Here is a 16,573-nt window from a genome sequence, read left to right on the forward strand (position 1 = left end):
TGATTCAACGGGAGAACCCCAATAAGTTCCACTGCCACGACCGCCGACGCCCTGACCATAGGTGAGAGCAGATCGGACGTCAATGGAATTGCCGTCGGCACGGGGAAACGCAAGCGGCGTGAACTCCACTCTGTCCCGCCAGCGAGACACGGCACCGGCGACACGCCGCATCAAATGCTAGAACAGTCTCCCCGCCCGAAGATCGTGGGTTGCCGGCTGAGGCGGCGGATGACCACCTCGTGTGAGTGGGGCGTCGCGGTTCAGAGTGAAATCTCATCGGAGGTGAAGGCGTGCTCATTCCGCACTTGGAGAGTCGAAAAATTCGACTCCTACCCATCACAGATTCTGATCACAGGAACCTCCATGGCTTCCTTCTCCGTTCGGGTCTGGAGAGCACATTGACCCTGGAGGCCCACGAGAAGTCGATGGCATCGCTGCAGGAGAAGAATGTGACAGCATTCATGATCCAGCAGAAGGTGGACGGCAGGACTGTCGGGTGCTGCTCGCTCAGCGGTCCGACCAAGGCCGGATGCGTGAACGCGGCAATTTTCACCGACCAGAGCGATCTCGCTCTCGGCGTCGGCGCGGATGCGATGATCCTGCAGATCAACTACGCCTTTGCCAAGTGGGAGAACACCCGAAAGGTCTACTGCGTCACGACCGACGCAAGCATTGACCGGTTCGACTCCGAACTTGTTTTCATGCCCCGCGAGATGACCCTGAAGGAGCATGGTTTCTTTCGCGGTCGCTACTGGGATTACTACTACTACTCGATCCAGAGGAAAACATGGGAAGAGAAAGTAGCACCGTTCGTCAACCGGCTGGTGGTGGGTACGCGACCGACGTCACGGGGAGTCAGGAGATGACCGCTGCCGCGGAACCGTCACAGTTGTACCTGGACCTCATGAAGAAGACCCTCTCCAACACCATCTACCAGGACTCGCGCATCTGGTTCGGGGACTGGTCCGGCACCATCGAGACCGAACAGCGGGAGAGCCGCGAGTTCGACGGAGTCCAACGTGAGTGGGGGATGGATGTCCCCAGTGTCGCGCACACCATGATCGGGCGTAAGCGGCTGGACAACATCCAGCAGTGTGTCGAACGGGTGATCGCCGACGGAGTCCCCGGTGACCTGCTGGAAGCGGGGGTGTGGCGGGGCGGGGCGAGCATTCTCATGCGTGCCGTCCTGCGCGCGCACGGTGTCACGGACCGGACCGTGTGGGCCGCGGACTCCTTCGCGGGCATCCCCGAACCCGACACCGAGAAGTACCCCGCCGACCGAGGGGCCCCTCTCCACCTGTGGAACGACTTCCTCGCCGCGCCCAGGTCCGAGGTCGAGGAGAACTTCAGGCGCTACGACCTGCTGGACGACCAGGTCAGGTTTCTTGAGGGGTGGTTCCGCGACACCCTCCCGGAGGCACCGATCCGCTCCCTGGCCGTACTCCGGGTGGACGGCGACCTCTACGAGTCGACCATGGACGCGCTGACGCACCTCTACCCCAGGCTCTCTCCCGGCGGGTACGTCATCATCGACGACTACGGCGCCCTGGCGTCGTGCCGCCTGGCTGTCAACCACTTCCGCAAGCGCAACGAGGTCACCGAACCGATCAGCATGATCGATCGGTCCGGAGCCTGCTGGCGCAAGGAGGCCCGGGGCACGAGGGTCCCGTCGGCCGTACGGGAGGCCCGATGAGCGCGGTCATCAGCGTGAGGGGTCTGCACAAGAGCTACGGCGACTTCGAAGCCGTGAAGGCGACCGACCTCGATGTGGAGTCCGGTGAGATCTTCGGTCTTCTCGGGCCCAACGGGGCGGGCAAGTCCACCATGATCAACATGCTGTGCTCGATGCTGCCGCCCACCGGCGGCACGGCGGCCATCGCCGGGCACGACGTCCTGCGCGCCGCCCACGAGGTACGGAGGAACATCGGTCTGGTGTTCCAGGCATCGACCCTGGACCTGTACCTCACCGCCGAGCAGAACCTGAGGTTTCACGCGGACCTGTACGGGATTCCGCGCTCCCGTGTGGAGGAGCGGATCCGCCGGGTGCTCGATGTCGTGAGCCTGTGGGACCGCAGGGGCGACCGGGCCTTCACCTATTCCGGCGGGATGCGGCGACGCCTGGAGATCGCCCGGGGCCTGATGCACTCTCCGCGTGTGCTCTTCCTGGACGAGCCGACGGTCGGCCTGGACCCGCAGACCCGGAACGCGATCTGGAACCACGTGCGCGAGCTGCACGAGAGTGAGGGCGTGACCGTCTTCATGACGACGCACTACCTGGACGAGGCGGAGAACTGCGATCGGATCGCCATCATGGACGCCGGGTCGATCGTCACGCTCGCCCCGCCCTCCGAGCTCAAGGCGGCTGTGGGTAAGGACCGCGTGCTCCTGGGCACCTCCGACACCGTGCTCACCGCCAGGCTCCTGCTGGAACGGTTCGGGATCGAGGCGGTCTCCGCGAACGGCGAGGTGACCTTCACCGTGTCCGAGGGCGAGGCGTTCATCCCACGCCTCTTCGCGGAGCCCGGGATACCGATCACGTCCCTGAGAGTGACCCGGCCCAGCCTGGACGACGTGTTCATTCACCACACGGGATCCTCCCTGCGCGACGCGGAGTCGGCCCAGGGCGATCGTCCGGCGGTCTTCGTCCGCTGAGGGGCTCCGTGCGGGCACGACGACGTCCGTTCCAGTGAGAGCCCGATCCACCCGAGAACCCTGCTTCCGCCGCACGGCAAGAACGCTCGGGGAGCGGCACCCAGCACCGTTCCCCGAGCCGGACGAGACAAGAGGAGGCCACGTGCGCATCCTGATCGCGGCCCAGACCGAGAAGACCCATTTTCTGGGCATGGTCCCGCTGACGTGGGCCCTTCGCATCGCCGGACACGACGTGATGGTGGCTGGCCAGCCCGGGTTGATGGACACCGTCATTTCGGCGGGACTCACCGGAGTGGCCGCGGGCAGCGACTACCGGATGCGGAAGCTGATGGAACGGCGGGGCTCCAACGGTCCCGAACTGGATCTCTCCGACACCGGACCCGACGCTCTGAAATGGGAGCACCTCCTCCAAGGGCACCGCAACCTGGTGACCTGGTGGCTTCGGGTCATCAACGAGCCCATGATCGGCGACCTGGTGCGGCTGTGTCGCGAGTGGCGGCCCGACCTGGTGATCTGGGAGCCCACCGCTCTGGCGGCGCCGATCGCGGCCGAGGCCGTCGGCGCCGTGCACGCGCGCCTGCTCTGGAGCCTGGACCTGTTGGGGGCCATGCGCTCCCGGTACCTCCAGGTCATGGAGCAACAGCCCCCGGGCGAGCGCGAGGACCCGCTCGCCGACTGGTTGGGCTCACACGCGCGCAGGCTCGGCGGGGACTTCACCGAGCGGATGACGAGCGGGTACTTCACCATCGACTACCTACCCAGCGCCCTGCGCCTGCCCGAACCGGCCCAGGTGCGCTACGAACCCATGCGCTACATCCCCTACAACGGCCGCTCCACCCTGCCCGCATGGCTACGCACCCCACCCGAACGCACCCGCGTCTGCCTCACCCTGGGCACCTCCGCCACCGAACGGTACGGCGGATTCACGTTTCCGCTGCGGGAGGTCCTGGACGGCCTGGCCGATCTGGACGCCGAGATCATCGCGACCCTGCCCCGCACCGAACGCGAACGCCTGGGCCCCCTACCCCCCAACGTCCGCCCCGTGGAATTCGCACCCCTGCACGCACTGCTCCCCACCTGCGACGCCGTGATCGACCAGGGAGGGTCCGGCACGTTCCTCACAGCGGTGGCGTCAGGGGTCCCGCAGGTCGTGGTTCCGCACGCCCGCATGTTCGACACCCGCCCGCTGGCGGACCGGTTCCAGGAGTTGGGCGCGGGACTGCACGTGCCCCCTGAACGGGCCGACGGCGAAACCGTGCCCCGTGCCCTGCGCGGGGTCCTCAAGGACCCCGCCCACACAGCGGCCACCCGCCGCCTGCGAGCGGAGATGGAGTCCGCGCCCACGCCCAACCGGATCGCCGCCGACATCGAGGCCATCACCCAACGCCACGCTGACGCCGCACACCACGGCTGACGCCGCGCCCGATCCTAGACAGCGTGGTGTTCGACCAGGTCCTCGACCTGTGCCGCGAACCGTCCCGGAGAGGGCATCGCCGCCATCTCCCCACGCAACCGCCGCGCCGACCGCGCGAACGAACCCTCAGCCAGCACCCGCTCCACCCCCGCACGCACCACCGCACCCGAAACCCGGTCGGCGGTGACCGCCACACCCGCGCCCAGCGACGCGAAGCGGTCCGCGAGAAGTGGAGCATCGAACATGTGCTCGTGCGGCAGGAGGACTTGGGGGACGCCGTGGGACAACCCCGTCAGCAACGTCCCCGGACCACCGTGGTTGACCAACACCGCGCACCCGGGCACCAACGCGTGCAAGGGCACGAAGGGCACCACCCGCACATTGCTCGGCACCCGACCCGAGTACCCCGGCAGAGCCGCCACCACCTCGGCGTCCACACCCGCAACACCCTCCAACACCTCCTCCACCCCCACCGCGTACCCACCCAGACGCTCCACCGCCGAGGTCCCCAACGTCACACACACGCGTGGGCGATCACCCCTGCCCCCACGCAACCACTCCGGCACCACCGCACGCCCGTTGTAGGGCACATACCGCACCGGAACCCGCTCCACCCCCTCCACCGCACCCAGACCCACCCCTTGCGGCAGAGGATCCAGAGTGAAGAAACCCCGGGTCATCCGCTCGGAGAACCCCACCCCCACCCGCCGAGCACGATCACCCAACCACCGGGCCAGAGGATCCCCCTCCAGACCCCGCCCACCCAAAACCTCCAGAAAACGCCCCCGCATCCGCCCCAGCAGATCCATCCCCCACAACACCCGACCGTGCACCGCCCCCACCGCCTCAGCGGCCACCGCCCCCGCGAAGGACACCGGCTCCCACAACACCAGGTCCGGACGCCACTGACGACAGAACACCGTCAGCTCATCCACCATCGGATCATTGACCACCTTCCACCACAGGGGCAGAAGCTCCCGCGCGTAGCCGTCCCGGAGCCGTTCCCAGGTCAGGCTCTCCTCGCGCGAGTCCATGAGGTCGAACCCGTGGACGGATGCGGCCCCCATGGACCGCACGGCCTGGTTGACCGCGTGCATCACGTGGTCGTTTCCGACGGCGACGGCGGGCAGGCCGGTGGCGGCCACCGTGGGCATCAGCTCGGGCTGGCTGGCCACCACCACCTCGTGCCCCGCCGACCGCAGCGCCCACGCCAACGGCACCATCCCCAGGAAATGCGTCTTCTCCGCATACGAAACAAACAACACGCGCATGTGGTCTCCACGGCCATGGGGGTGCTGGTGCGATCGGACTTTCCAAGCTCAGGCGCTGTTTCCCGCGTGCTGCTCCACCAGGCGCTCGATGTCGGCGACCACGTCGACCGGGGTCGGCTCCTTCTCGATGAGGGCGCGCGCCTGCCGGGCTCCCTCTGCCAGGGTGCGATCGGTGAGCAGCCTGCGGATCATGTCGAGCACGGGCTCCACATCCAGGTCCTCGTAGGCGATCGACAGCCCGGCTCGCAGGGACGTGAGCGTCCTGGCCAGGAGCGGGGAGTCGAAGATGTACCGCTGGGGCAACATCCCCTGGGGGATCCCGTTGGCCAGCGCGCCCATGACCGCGTCGGGCGCCCCGTGGCTGACCAGGGCGGAACAGCGCGGCAGGATGACGTGCAGCGGCACCGTGTCCGCGTCCACGAGGCGGACGTTCTCCGGGACCTCGGTGAGCTCGGTGACGTGGGTGATCACGCGCTCGGGAATCACGACCAGGACCTCGGCGTCGATCTCGCCCAGCCAGCTGACGAGCTCCGGGACGGGAATGGTGTAGCCGCCCATGCGCTCGGGCTCCGATCCGGGGCTCACGCACACCCGCGGGCGGTCCCCGTCACCCCGCAGCCACTCGGGGACCACGGCACACCCGTTGTAGGGCACGTACCGCATCGGGACACGATCGACCCCCGGCACCGCACCCAGGCCCACACTCTCCGGCAGGGGGTCGACCGTGAAGAACCCGCGCGTCATCCGCTCGGAGAACTCCACCCCCGCCCGCTGGGCGCGATCACCCAACCATTCGGCCAGGGGGTCCCCGCCCCGGCCGCGCTCATCCAGCACGTCCAGGAAGCGCCCCCGCATGCGCCCCAGCAGATCCATCCCCCACAGCACCCGGCCGTGCACGGCGCCCACGGCCTCGGCGGCGACCGCCCCGGCGAAGGAGACCGGCTCCCACAGCACCAGGTCCGGACGCCACTGACGGCAGAACAGCGTCAGGTCATCGACCATCGGATCATTGACCACCTTCCACCACCAGTTGACGGACTCAGAGAAGCCGTTGCTGAGGTAGTCCCAGGTCAGAACCTCGGACCGGTCCTCCGCAAGGTCGAACTCGTCCTCGTCGTACTCCTCGGCGTACTCACCACCCTCATACGCCCAGGACTCCATGGCCCCGAACTCGTGGTCCTCACCCACGGAAACGGCGGTGAGACCGGAAGTGACGATGTCCTCCACCAAGGCGGGTTGGCTCGCCACACGCACCTCGTGGCCGGCGTTGCGTAGTGCCCAAGCCAGGGGCACCATGCTCGAAAAGCTGGGCGAATCCGCGTACGTTGCAATCAGAACACGCATGGTGTGATGGCTTCCTCGTCAGCTAGGGGAAGGTCCTGGGTACCAAAAAGTGCTTGCAGATGAAACCCCTTGCACCCAATGCGGCCAGTTAATCAGAGTGGTGACCTCAGTCGCCCCGTGATGGACAGCGACTCCCGCAGGAATTTATGTAAAGCTCTCGCTCGGGGAACCGATACCTCCCTGAACCCAATCCTCCATGTCGAATACCGGGGGCAAGGGAAAGTCGAATCCGATCCGTTCGCCGATCCCGTTCCGGGCTGGCGACCGCTCAGGCATCCCAGGAAGGCCAAATGAAGGGAATCATCCTGGCAGGCGGTTTGGGGAGTCGCCTCCTACCGTCCACCAGATCAATTTCCAAGCAGCTCCTGCCGGTCTACGACAAGCCGATGATCTACTACCCCCTGGCCACACTCATGTGGGCCGGGATCAGGGAGATCCTGATCATCTCGACCCCGCAATCCCTCCCGCTCTTCACCGAACTCCTCGGAGACGGTGAACGCTTCGGCATACACCTGTCCTACCTGCCGCAGACCGAACCCCGCGGCATCGCGGACGCCCTGGTTCTCGGTGAGGGGCACATCGGCGGCCGACCCTCCGCGCTCATCCTGGGGGACAACCTCTTCCACGGGACCAACATGCGGGACCTCATGAGCGAGGGCCGCGCCAAACTCGACGGGAACGTCCTGTTCGGCTGCCCCGTGTCGTCCCCCCACCGGTACGGGATCGCCGAGGTCGACGCCACGGGAAACCTCACCTCCTTGGAGGAGAAACCCCTGGTCCCGAAGTCGGACCTCGCCGTGACGGGCCTCTACCTGTACGACGAGGACGCGCCGGAGATCGCCCGGAGCCTGGAGCCCTCCCCACGCGGTGAAGTGGAGATCACCGACGTCAACATCGCTTATATGGAGGAGAAGAGGTCCACGATTATGGTCCTCCCCCCCGGAATCTCATGGGCTGACACGGGAACCCCCGAATCCCTACTGGCCGCCTCACAGTACGTGCATTCAGTGGAGCAGCAGGAGCGAAACCGAGTAGCGTGCGTCGAGGAGATCGCCCTGCGCATGGGATTTATCGATTCCGAAGCGTGCTACAACTTGGGCACGGAGATGCGGCAGTCGGCCTACGGTCAGTATGTAATGAATATTGCCAAACTCTGGGACGACTCTTAGCGAAGGTAAATACTCATGCGAATGCTGGTTACCGGAGGGGCTGGTTTCATTGGCTCTCACTTCGTCCGCCAAGCACTTTCGGAGGCCTACCCGTTCCTGGGCGAGGTCAGCATCGTCGTTCTCGACAAGCTGACGTACGCGGGGAACCTCTCAAGCCTCGCGCCCGTCATGGACGATCCCCGACTGGAGTTCGTCCGCGGGGACGTCTGCGACCGCGCGCTCGTGGAACGGCTCTCCCAGGGAATCCAGCTCGTCGTGCACTGCGCGGCCGAGACCCACGTGGACCGCTCGATCGCCGACGGCGACGATTTCGTGAGGAGCAACGTCGTCGGGACCTACACCGTGCTCGACGCCGCGCTGGCCGCGGGGGTCGAGAAAGTGGTCCTGGTCTCGACCGACGAGGTGTACGGCTCGGTCACCGACGGCTCGTCGTCCGAGGGCGAGAGGCTCGCTCCGAACTCCCCGTACGCGGCTTCCAAGGCCGCCTCGGACCACTTCGCCCGCGCCTACCACCAGACCTACGGTCTGCCGGTCTGCGTGACCCGGTGCTCCAACAACTACGGCCCCTACCAGTTCCCCGAGAAGCTGATCCCGCTGTTCATCACCCGCCTGATGGACGGCCTCACCGTCCCGGTCTACGGGGATGGACGGTACGTGCGGGAGTGGGTCCACGTGGACGACCACTGCCGCGGGATCGCGCTCGTCGCCGAGCAGGGAGTGCCCGGGGAGATCTACAACATCGGCGGCAGGACGGAGCTGAGCAACCTCCGGATGACCGAGACGCTCCTGGACGCGCTCGGGGCCGACTGGTCCTCAGTGGAGTACGTGGAGGACCGCAAGGGGCACGACCGGCGGTACTCGCTCGACTCGTCCAAGATCACCCGTGAGCTGGGCTACGAACCGCTCCTGTCCTTCGAGGAAGGGCTCGGCGAAACGATCCGCTGGTACGCCGACAACAGGGCCTGGTGGGAACCGCTCCGCAAACGCGTGGACGTCGACCTGCTGGGCGAACCGACACAGGAGTGAACCGAACGGACGCGCCGCGTCCGTGTGTCCCGCCAGCGAGACAGGGCCGCAGGGGCTGTCCGCGCACCACCTCAACCACCCCGACGAGTCCGAAACAGGCGGAGGAACACCCATGCCCTACCAGGAGCTCGAACCCCGCGAGCTCATCCGAACGGGACTGCGTTCCGACGCCCTGACGAAGGACGCGTGGACGGTGGACTGGAGCCGGGAAGAGAACGCCGAGGAGGTGCTCGCGGACGGCCTCGGACCCCTTCTGGAGTTCCGTACCTCCGGGACCGCGTCCCCCGGTGGGAACTCCTGGCAGCGCACCTGGGCCCAGGTGTGGGCCGAGGCGGGGCTGCTGGCCGACCTGGTGCGGGGGGAGGCCCCGGAGGCGATCCTCAGCTTCGCCCCCCCGCGCCACCTCTACGGGACCCTGGTCAGCGTCCTCGTCCCCGCCCGGCTGGGTCTGCCCGTCTGGTACCGCCCCGAGTTCGCCTCCATGCCGCCCGAGCGGCCGCACCGCCGGTGGGCCGTCATGGCCATCCCCTGGGCGTTCCAGCTCCTGCGCCGACGGCCCGCCTGGATCCGCTCCGCCGAGAGGCTGGCGATCCTCCACAGCACCGCCTCCCTCCCGGCCGCCGGCCGGGAGCTGGTGGAGCAGGCGGGGCACGACCGGGCGGTGCTGACCGAGATCTTCGGTTCGACGGAGTCGGGGGGCGTGGCCACGCGGAACCCCTTCGCGCAGAGCCAGGACTGGACCCTTCTCGAAGACGTGGAGTTCGTCTCCGGCACCGCGGGCGAGGACCGCCGCCTGCACGTGCGCAGCCCCCGTCTGGCCTTCCCCGAGGGCGCTGGCCCTCCCGGTGAGTGCCGCCTCGACGACCACGTCCGGATCACCGGCCCCAGGAGCTTCCACTTCGCCGGGCGGCGCGAGCGACTGGTGAACGTGAACGGGGTCCGGCTGGACCTCGACGCCCTGGAGGAACCGCTGCGCGGGGCACTGCCCTGCCCGGACCTGGCATGCGTCCCCGTGCGCGACGAACTGGCGGGAGAGCACTTCGAGCTGCTCATCGCGGCTGGTCCCGGAAGTGCGCCTCCCGCTTCCGTGCTGGACGCGGCACTCTCCCTACTGCCTGTCCGGCCGCGCGGGATTCGCGTGGTCGAACGCATTGACCGATCCGAGACCGGCAAGCTCCGAAAGCTGACATGAACCCTGTCAGGACGATCCTGGGAGAAGACACGTGACACCCCAACCGACATCCCACGGCCGCGAAGCCGATCTTCCGCCCGTCTCCGACCCCGCCCGGGTCCTGCGCGCGGCGGGGTGGGACGCGCGCCTGGAGATCGGCCCCCAGGACAAGGAGAGGATGAACGCGGGGGCCGAGACGCTCGCCGCGAAGCTGGCCCGGGACGAGGAGGTGTACGGCGTCACCCGGGGGTTCGGCCCCCTGGTGGACTACGGCGCCTCCGGCTCGTCCGTCGAACAGGGAGCGGGTCTGATCGCGCACCTGGGCTCGGGGCAGGGCCGCCCCGTCCCGCCCGAGGTCTCCAGACTCGTCGTGTGGCTGCGCCTGTCCAGCATGCGCCGCGGGCACTCGGCCGTCTCCCCCGACTTCTGGCAGGTGCTCGCCGACCTGTGGAACCGCGGCTTCACCCCCGTCATCCCCCGTGACGGTTCGGTCAGCGCGAGCGGCGACCTCCAGCCCCTGGCGCACGCGGCCCTGGCCCTGGCCGGACGCGGCGAGGCCTGGGTACGCGAGGACGGTGAGTGGCGGACGCGTCCGGCGGAGAAGGTCCTGGCCGACCTCGGAGCCGCCCCCGTCACCTGGTCGGCGCGCGAGGCGCTCGCCTTCGTCAACGGCACCAGCGTGGGCCTGGCCCAGAGCATCCACAACCAGACGGAAGTCATGCGGATGGCACGTGCCACCGCGATGCTCACCGGCCGTAACGCCTTCCTCCTGGGGGCCAGTCCCGAAGCCTTCCACGAGGGCGTCAGCCTCGTCCGGGGGCAGGCGGGCCAGCGGACGGCGGCACGCTGGGTCCGCGAGGAGATCCCGCAGGGGTTCGAGCGCGACACCTCCCGACCGCTCCAGGAGCCCTACAGCATCCGCTGCGTGCCCCAGATCGTCGGAGCGGTCATCGACCAACTCGGGGCGTCGGGCGAGTTTCTCGCCCGCGAGGCACAGGGCTGCACGGACAACCCCGTGTGCGTGGACGGTGAGGTCCTGCACGGCGGCAACTTCCACGCCATGCCCGTCGCCCTGGCCTCCGACCAGATCGGGCTGTGCCTACAGCAGATCGCCTACCTGGCGGACCGCCAGTTGGCGCTCCTGTGCGCGCCGACCACAAACGGGCGGGCCAACCCCATGCTCACCCCGACCCCGGGCAACAACAGCGGCCTGGCCGGCGTGCAGATCAGCGCGACGTCGTTCGTCTCACGCATCCGCCAGCTCGTCTACCCCGCGTCGCTCACAGCACTGCCCACGAACAACGGCAACCAGGACCACGTCCCCATGGCGCTCAACGGTGCCAACGCCGTCGCCGACGCGGTTGAGCTGGGCTGGTTGGCGATCGGCTCCCTCGCTGTGGGCACCGCTCAATACGCTGCTCTCCTCGGACGGCCCGTTCCCTCAGAGGGCGTCTGGCGGCGCCTGTCGGAGGCGTGCCCGCCTCTGGCCCAGGACCGCCCGTTGGCGACCGAGGTCAGGTCCGCCCTCGCCGTGATCGCCGAGGAGACGCGCCTCCTTTCGGACACGACGGTTCCGGACCACACCCCGTGAAAACCCAGAGTTTTGGAGACCCTCATGTCGCAAGGACCGTCCGACTGGCAGTCGGAGATCGTGGACAACGAGTCCGTGTGGAAGCGGACCCATGACATCCACCCGACCCTGAACCCCCTCTTCGACGAGTCGGTGCGGCGGATTCTGGGCCGCGCGCGCCTCGGTACCGCACCGCGTGTGCTCGACGTCGGCTGCGGCCTCGGGAGCTGGATCTTCACGCTCCTGGACTTCTGCCCGGACGCGACGTGCGTCGGCGTGGACATGGAGGCGTCGTTCATCGAGAGGGCCCGGATCGAGGCCAAGCAGAGAGGGCTCGACGAGCGGACGGACTTCCGGGTGGGTGACGCCACCAGGGACGTGCCGGACGAGAAGTTCGACGTCATCCTCTGCACCGGGCTCTCCGAGGCCTTCGGCGGGTTGGCCGAGATGCTGGAGTTCCTGCGCCCGTACCTGCACCCCACGGGCACGATGATCATCGGTCAGGGCCTCTGGGAGAAGGAGCCGAGCGAGGAGTGCCTGCGCGTCCTGGATGTCGAACGGGACGAACACACGACCTTCGAGGGGACCGTCGAGACGATCGTCGGCTCCGGCTGGGCGCCGATCTACGGACACAAGAGCACCGAGCAGGAGTGGGACGACTTCATCTGGGCCTGCGTGGACGGCCTGACCAGGTGGGCCCTGGACGAGGCGAACGAGCCCTCCCAGGATCAGTCCCCCTTGGTGAGCACCCCCTCGATCCTGTTGGCGACCAACAGCTACCGGCGAGCCTGGTTGGACTCGTACCGGAACACGTTGGGCTACGCGACCTTCGTCCTGCGCCCGGTGCCACGGCAGTGGCTCCCTCTCATGGCCGCCACGGAGCGGGCCCACAAGCTGTGGTCAACCTCCGCCAACAGCTCCCCCACGGGCACCTGAGGTCCCGCCTGCCCCACCACCCCCACTCCTCCGGAAAGGCGAACCCACCTCTTGCGAACGAAGGACCTCTTCCTCAGCGGTCTGGGCGTGTTCGTACCAGACGTCGTCACCGTCGACTCGGCGATCAGCGCCGGCCTGTGCCCTCCCGAGGTCGGCATGAACGAGGGCGACATGACCGGTGCCGCGGTGGCAGGAGACCTTCCTGCCCCGGAGATGGCGCTGCGAGCGGCCCGGGCGGCACTGGCCCACGCCGGAGACGCCGATCCGGAAGCCCTGAGGCTCCTGCTGTACGCGGACACCTGGCACCAGGGCCCGGACGGCTGGTTCCCGCAGTCCTACCTACAGCGCCACCTGGGCACGCGTGACGCCCTGGCACTGGAGATCCGCCAGGGCTGCAACGCCGTCTTCGCCGGGCTCGAACTGGCCGCTCCCCTGCTGGCGGCGGACCCCGGTGAGGCGCCCTCGGCCCTCATCGTGGCCTCGGACAACTACGGGACGCCACGGGTGGACCGCTGGACGTCGGCGCCCTCCATCTTCGGCGACGGCGCCAGCGCCCTGCTGCTCTCCCGCACCTCCGGGTACGCCCGGGTGCTCTCCGTGAACTCGATGGTCCTCGCCGATCTGGAGGAGGTGCACCGCTTCGGCGAACCGCTCTTTCCTCCGGGCCCGACCGCCGGAGGGCACGTGGACTTCGCCACCAGGGAGAACAGGTTCGGCGAGTACCTGGCCGAGCAGGGCACGGAGAGCGAACTGTGGCTCAAGCTGCACGAGAAGATGCTCCGGACCGTGAACCGGACCATGGTCGAGGCGGGGACCGGCTACGGGGACCTGGACCGTGCCGCGTTCACGAGCCTGGGCCCCGAGGACCTGGAGCACCGCTGGATGGAGGTCCTGTCGATGCCGATGTCCAAGTCCACATGGGACTTCGCCCGCAACATCGGCCACATCGGTGCCAGTGACCCCTTCATCGGCCTCCACCACCTCATCACGACCGGCGAGGTCAACCCGGGCGACCACGTGATCCTCGGGGGCATCGGATCGGGTGTCACGGTCTCCTGCGCGATCGTGGAGATCCTCGAACCGCCGAGCGGGGGCTGAGGGCCGTGGACTTCGATCTCACTCCGGAACAGGTCGAGCGCACGGACGGGCTCCGAGCCGGGGCGGCGCTCCTGTGTCCGCCGAGGACGGCTCCGGACGCTCCTCTCGACCGAGAGAACTGGGACCGGATCGCCGCGCTGGGCGCGGCCGGGCTGTGTGTCCCCGAGGGGGCGGGCGGGTCCGGATTGGGCGCCCTGGACACCGCGCTCTGCCTGGAGGCACTCAGCGAGGGCTCCGGCGACACCGGTCTCGCCTTCGCCGTCGCCGCCCACCTCCTGGCCGGGGCGGTGGTCGTCCGGGACTTCGGCCAGGGCTCCCTCGCGGAGTCCCTGCTCCCCGGTGTCGCCTCCGGTTCGATCGTGCTGGCCAACGCCATCACCGAAGCCGAATCCGGGTCCGACATCGGGTATCTGGCCACCCAGGCCCGACGGGACGGGGACTCCTACGTCATCGACGGCGCGAAGTCGTTCGTCAGCAACGCCCCGATCGCCGACGCCCTCGTGGTCTACGCCCGCACCAACCAGGACGGCGGCCCCTTCGGGACCACCGCGTTCCTGGTCCCGAGGCACACCACCGGAGTGGAGGTCGGAGGTGACCACTCGAAGGTGGGCCTGCGTACGTGTCCCGCCGCTCCCGTGGAGTTCCGTGACTGCCGTGTGCCCGCCTCCCACCGGATGGGGGCGGAGGGCCAGGGCGCCTCGATCTTCCAGCGAGCGATGACGTGGGAGCGGGCGTGTCTGCCCGCCGTCTACCTGGGTCAGATGACCCGGCAGACCCGCGAGGCCGTGGCCCACGCGCGGCAGCGCCGCCAGTTCGGCCACCGGCTGGCCGACTTCCAGGCCGTGTCGCACCGGATCGTCGACATGCATCAGCGGGCCGAGTCCGCCCGTCTGCTCCTCCACCGGGCCTGCTGGCTGCTCGACCGGGAGCACCACACCGCCGACACGGCCGCTTCCGCGGCCAAGCTCGCGGCCACCGAGGCGGCGGTGGCCAACTCGGTGGCAGCCATGCAGATCCGCGGAGCCGAGGGGTACCTGTCCGGAAGCGCCGTGGAACAGCAGTTGCGGGACTCCGTGCCCGGCACGTTGTTCTCGGGGACCTCGGAGATCCAGCGGGAGATCATCGCGAAGGGGCTGGGGCTGTGAGCCTGGACGGACTCGTGGTGCGAAGCGCCGAGCGCAGTCCCGGGGCCACCGCCGTCTCCGCACCGGACGGTCGGATGACCTACGAGGAGCTGGACCTCCGGGCGGAGGTCCTCGCTGAGGTCCTCGCTGAGGAAGGGGTCCGACCGGGCGACCGCGTGGTCCTGTGGTCGGAGAAGTCCACGGACCTGGTGGCGGCCACACAGGCCGCCCTTCGCCTCGGAGCCGCCTACGTCCCCGCTCCGGCCGGAACACCCCGGCGCCGGATCACCATGATCGCGCGTGACTGCGGGGCACGCGCCGTGATCGCCGCCGCCGAACTGCACGGGACGATCGACCCGGATGACCTCCCCGGTACGCGGCTCGTCCGCCTCGACGCCGCCGAGGGCGAGAAGCCGAGCAGGCGTCGGACCGCGCACAGCCCCGACCCCGGCGATCTGGCCTACGTGCTCTACACCTCGGGTTCGACGGGCGCGCCCAAGGGTGTGGCGGTCAGCCACTCGGCGGCGCTGGCCTTCGTCACGTGGGCAGGCGACGAGCTGGCCGCCCGGGAGGACGATGTCTTCGCCAACCACGCCTCCCTGGGCTTCGACCTGTCGGTACTCGACCTGTACGCCGCGTTCCGGGCCGGGGCCTCCGTGAGCATGGTTCCGCAACTGTCCGCGCACACACCGGCGGCCCTGGTGGACTTCCTCCACCGAGAGAAGATCAGCGTCTGGTACTCGGTTCCCTCGGCCCTGGTCCTGATGATGCGCGACGGGGGCCTGCTGGACCGTCCGCCTCCCCCGTCGCTGCGCTCGGTCCTCTTCGCCGGAGAGCCCTTCCCCGTCGATCGCGTCAGGGCGCTGGCCCGGTGGTCCGGAGCGCGCCTTCTCAACCTCTACGGACCGACCGAGACGAACGTCTGCGCCTTCCACGAGGTCGAGCCCGCGGACCTGGAACACGACCGCGCGGTCCCCATCGGCCGTGCGAGCTGTGGGAACACCCTGTGGGTGCGCCTCCCGGACGGCCGACTCGCGGCCCCGGGCGAGGAGGGTGAACTGTTCGTGGAGGGCCCCACCCTCATGAGCGGCTACTGGGGGGGCGCGCCGCTCCGCGGCCCCTACCCGACGGGAGACGTCGTGCGCGTCCTGCCCGGCGGGGTACTGGAGTTCGTCGGCCGGGCCGACTCCATGCTGAAGATCCGGGGGAACCGTGTGGAGCCCGGCGAGGTGGAGGCTGTGCTCAGCACGCATCCGCAGGTGTCGGAGGCGGCGGTGGTCGGGACGGGTTCCGGCCTCGACGCGCGCTTGGTGGCCTTCGTCGTCCCGCGCCGGCCCGGCCTCGGCGTGCTGTCGGTCAGGCGCCACGTCGCCGAACGCCTGGCCCCCCACCTGGTCCCCGATCTGGTGCGCCTGGTGGGGGGACTCCCGCTGAACCGCAACGGAAAGATCGACCGCGCCGCGCTGTCCACGGACGCCGCGGTCACGACGAACGGAGGACCACCGTGAACGAAGGCCCGAACCGCGACGAGGTGTCCGCCAGGCTGATGGAGTTCATCAAGGAGAAGTTCCTTGACGGCGACCCCGCCGGGGAGTTGCGGGAGCACTCTCCGCTGATCGAGTGGGGCGTCCTGAACTCCCTCAACTCGGCGATCCTCATGAACTTCATCCACCGGGAGTTCACCGGCGAGGTGAACCTTGAACGCATCAGCGCTGCCAGCTTCAAGGATGTGCGCAGCATCAGCGCGATGCTGTGCGAGTCCCGTTGATGTGGATCCGGTGTACACCCGGAGGCCGCC

General features: G+C 68.6%; 15 protein-coding genes. 13 read left to right on the forward strand and 2 right to left on the reverse strand.

The window, feature by feature from the left end:
• Positions 1–290 precede the first annotated feature (290 nt).
• From AC0VYM_RS28640 to AC0VYM_RS28655, 4 genes are all read left to right on the forward strand, one after another.
• Positions 291–866 carry a GNAT family N-acetyltransferase gene (locus AC0VYM_RS28640; RefSeq protein WP_475457356.1) on the forward strand — a complete coding sequence of 192 codons (576 nt, stop codon included), beginning with the start codon at positions 291–293 and terminating at the stop codon, positions 864–866.
• The gene (locus tag AC0VYM_RS28645; RefSeq protein WP_475457358.1) at positions 863–1,693 is read left to right on the forward strand and encodes a TylF/MycF family methyltransferase; all 831 of its coding nucleotides are present in this window, start codon (positions 863–865) and stop codon (positions 1,691–1,693) included. Before AC0VYM_RS28640 ends, AC0VYM_RS28645 begins: the two co-directional genes overlap by 4 nt.
• Complete coding sequence (locus AC0VYM_RS28650; RefSeq protein WP_475457360.1) at positions 1,690–2,652, forward strand: ATP-binding cassette domain-containing protein; 963 nt, start codon at positions 1,690–1,692, stop codon at positions 2,650–2,652. The genes AC0VYM_RS28645 and AC0VYM_RS28650 overlap by 4 nt, the downstream gene beginning before the upstream one ends.
• Positions 2,653–2,794: 142 nt before the next feature.
• Entirely contained in the window at positions 2,795–4,066 is a 1,272-nt protein-coding gene (locus AC0VYM_RS28655) for an activator-dependent family glycosyltransferase (RefSeq protein WP_475457362.1), read from the forward strand.
• 14 nt (positions 4,067–4,080) lie between these two features.
• Here the strand turns inward: AC0VYM_RS28655 and AC0VYM_RS28660 are convergent, their stop codons facing one another.
• Positions 4,081–5,337 carry an activator-dependent family glycosyltransferase gene (locus AC0VYM_RS28660; protein WP_475457363.1) on the reverse strand — a complete coding sequence of 419 codons (1,257 nt, stop codon included), beginning with the start codon at positions 5,335–5,337 and terminating at the stop codon, positions 4,081–4,083.
• A gap of 48 nt (positions 5,338–5,385) precedes the next feature.
• Positions 5,386–6,633 (reverse strand): nucleotide disphospho-sugar-binding domain-containing protein, encoded by a 1,248-nt coding sequence (locus AC0VYM_RS28665; protein WP_475457366.1) that lies wholly within the window; start codon positions 6,631–6,633, stop codon positions 5,386–5,388.
• A gap of 338 nt (positions 6,634–6,971) precedes the next feature.
• On the opposite strand from AC0VYM_RS28665, the gene rfbA reads away from it, so the two are divergent.
• The 9 genes from rfbA to AC0VYM_RS28710 all read left to right on the forward strand — a co-directional run bounded on the left by rfbA (position 6,972) and on the right by AC0VYM_RS28710 (position 16,543).
• Positions 6,972–7,850, forward strand: a complete 879-nt coding sequence (gene rfbA, locus AC0VYM_RS28670) for a glucose-1-phosphate thymidylyltransferase RfbA (protein WP_475457368.1) — start codon at positions 6,972–6,974, stop codon at positions 7,848–7,850.
• 15 nt (positions 7,851–7,865) lie between these two features.
• Complete coding sequence (gene rfbB, locus AC0VYM_RS28675; protein ID WP_475457371.1) at positions 7,866–8,876, forward strand: dTDP-glucose 4,6-dehydratase; 1,011 nt, start codon at positions 7,866–7,868, stop codon at positions 8,874–8,876.
• Positions 8,877–8,988: 112 nt separating this feature from the next.
• Positions 8,989–10,068 carry a class I adenylate-forming enzyme family protein gene (locus AC0VYM_RS28680; RefSeq protein ID WP_475457372.1) on the forward strand — a complete coding sequence of 360 codons (1,080 nt, stop codon included), beginning with the start codon at positions 8,989–8,991 and terminating at the stop codon, positions 10,066–10,068.
• Between the two features lie 31 nt (positions 10,069–10,099).
• Positions 10,100–11,638: an aromatic amino acid lyase gene (locus tag AC0VYM_RS28685; protein WP_475457374.1), complete on the forward strand. Its 1,539-nt coding sequence runs from the start codon at positions 10,100–10,102 to the stop codon at positions 11,636–11,638.
• 24 nt (positions 11,639–11,662) lie between these two features.
• A complete protein-coding gene (locus AC0VYM_RS28690) occupies positions 11,663–12,553 on the forward strand; it encodes an SAM-dependent methyltransferase (protein ID WP_475457376.1) in 891 nt (296 codons plus the stop codon).
• 51 nt (positions 12,554–12,604) lie between these two features.
• Positions 12,605–13,651 (forward strand): ketoacyl-ACP synthase III family protein, encoded by a 1,047-nt coding sequence (locus AC0VYM_RS28695; RefSeq protein ID WP_475457379.1) that lies wholly within the window; start codon positions 12,605–12,607, stop codon positions 13,649–13,651.
• A 5-nt stretch (positions 13,652–13,656) separates the two neighbouring features.
• Entirely contained in the window at positions 13,657–14,796 is a 1,140-nt protein-coding gene (locus AC0VYM_RS28700) for an acyl-CoA dehydrogenase family protein (RefSeq protein ID WP_475457381.1), read from the forward strand.
• Positions 14,793–16,283: an amino acid adenylation domain-containing protein gene (locus AC0VYM_RS28705; protein ID WP_475457384.1), complete on the forward strand. Its 1,491-nt coding sequence runs from the start codon at positions 14,793–14,795 to the stop codon at positions 16,281–16,283. Before AC0VYM_RS28700 ends, AC0VYM_RS28705 begins: the two co-directional genes overlap by 4 nt.
• Positions 16,280–16,543 (forward strand): acyl carrier protein, encoded by a 264-nt coding sequence (locus AC0VYM_RS28710; RefSeq protein WP_475457386.1) that lies wholly within the window; start codon positions 16,280–16,282, stop codon positions 16,541–16,543. Before AC0VYM_RS28705 ends, AC0VYM_RS28710 begins: the two co-directional genes overlap by 4 nt.
• Positions 16,544–16,573 lie beyond the last annotated feature (30 nt).

The organism is Nocardiopsis sp. iso_237 (assembly GCF_056173345.1).

Bases quoted from the DNA above. Each gene is read 5' to 3' on its own strand.
- rfbB (WP_475457371.1), top strand. From the start codon at position 7,866: ATGCGAATGCTGGTTACCGGAGGGGCTGGTTTCATTGGCTCTCACTTC.
- AC0VYM_RS28660 (WP_475457363.1), bottom strand. From the start codon at position 5,337: ATGCGCGTGTTGTTTGTTTCGTATGCGGAGAAGACGCATTTCCTGGGG.
- rfbA (WP_475457368.1), top strand. From the start codon at position 6,972: ATGAAGGGAATCATCCTGGCAGGCGGTTTGGGGAGTCGCCTCCTACCG.
- AC0VYM_RS28665 (WP_475457366.1), bottom strand. From the start codon at position 6,633: ATGGTGCCCCTGGCTTGGGCACTACGCAACGCCGGCCACGAGGTGCGT.
- AC0VYM_RS28645 (WP_475457358.1), top strand. From the start codon at position 863: ATGACCGCTGCCGCGGAACCGTCACAGTTGTACCTGGACCTCATGAAG.
- AC0VYM_RS28650 (WP_475457360.1), top strand. From the start codon at position 1,690: ATGAGCGCGGTCATCAGCGTGAGGGGTCTGCACAAGAGCTACGGCGAC.
- AC0VYM_RS28690 (WP_475457376.1), top strand. From the start codon at position 11,663: ATGTCGCAAGGACCGTCCGACTGGCAGTCGGAGATCGTGGACAACGAG.
- AC0VYM_RS28680 (WP_475457372.1), top strand. From the start codon at position 8,989: ATGCCCTACCAGGAGCTCGAACCCCGCGAGCTCATCCGAACGGGACTG.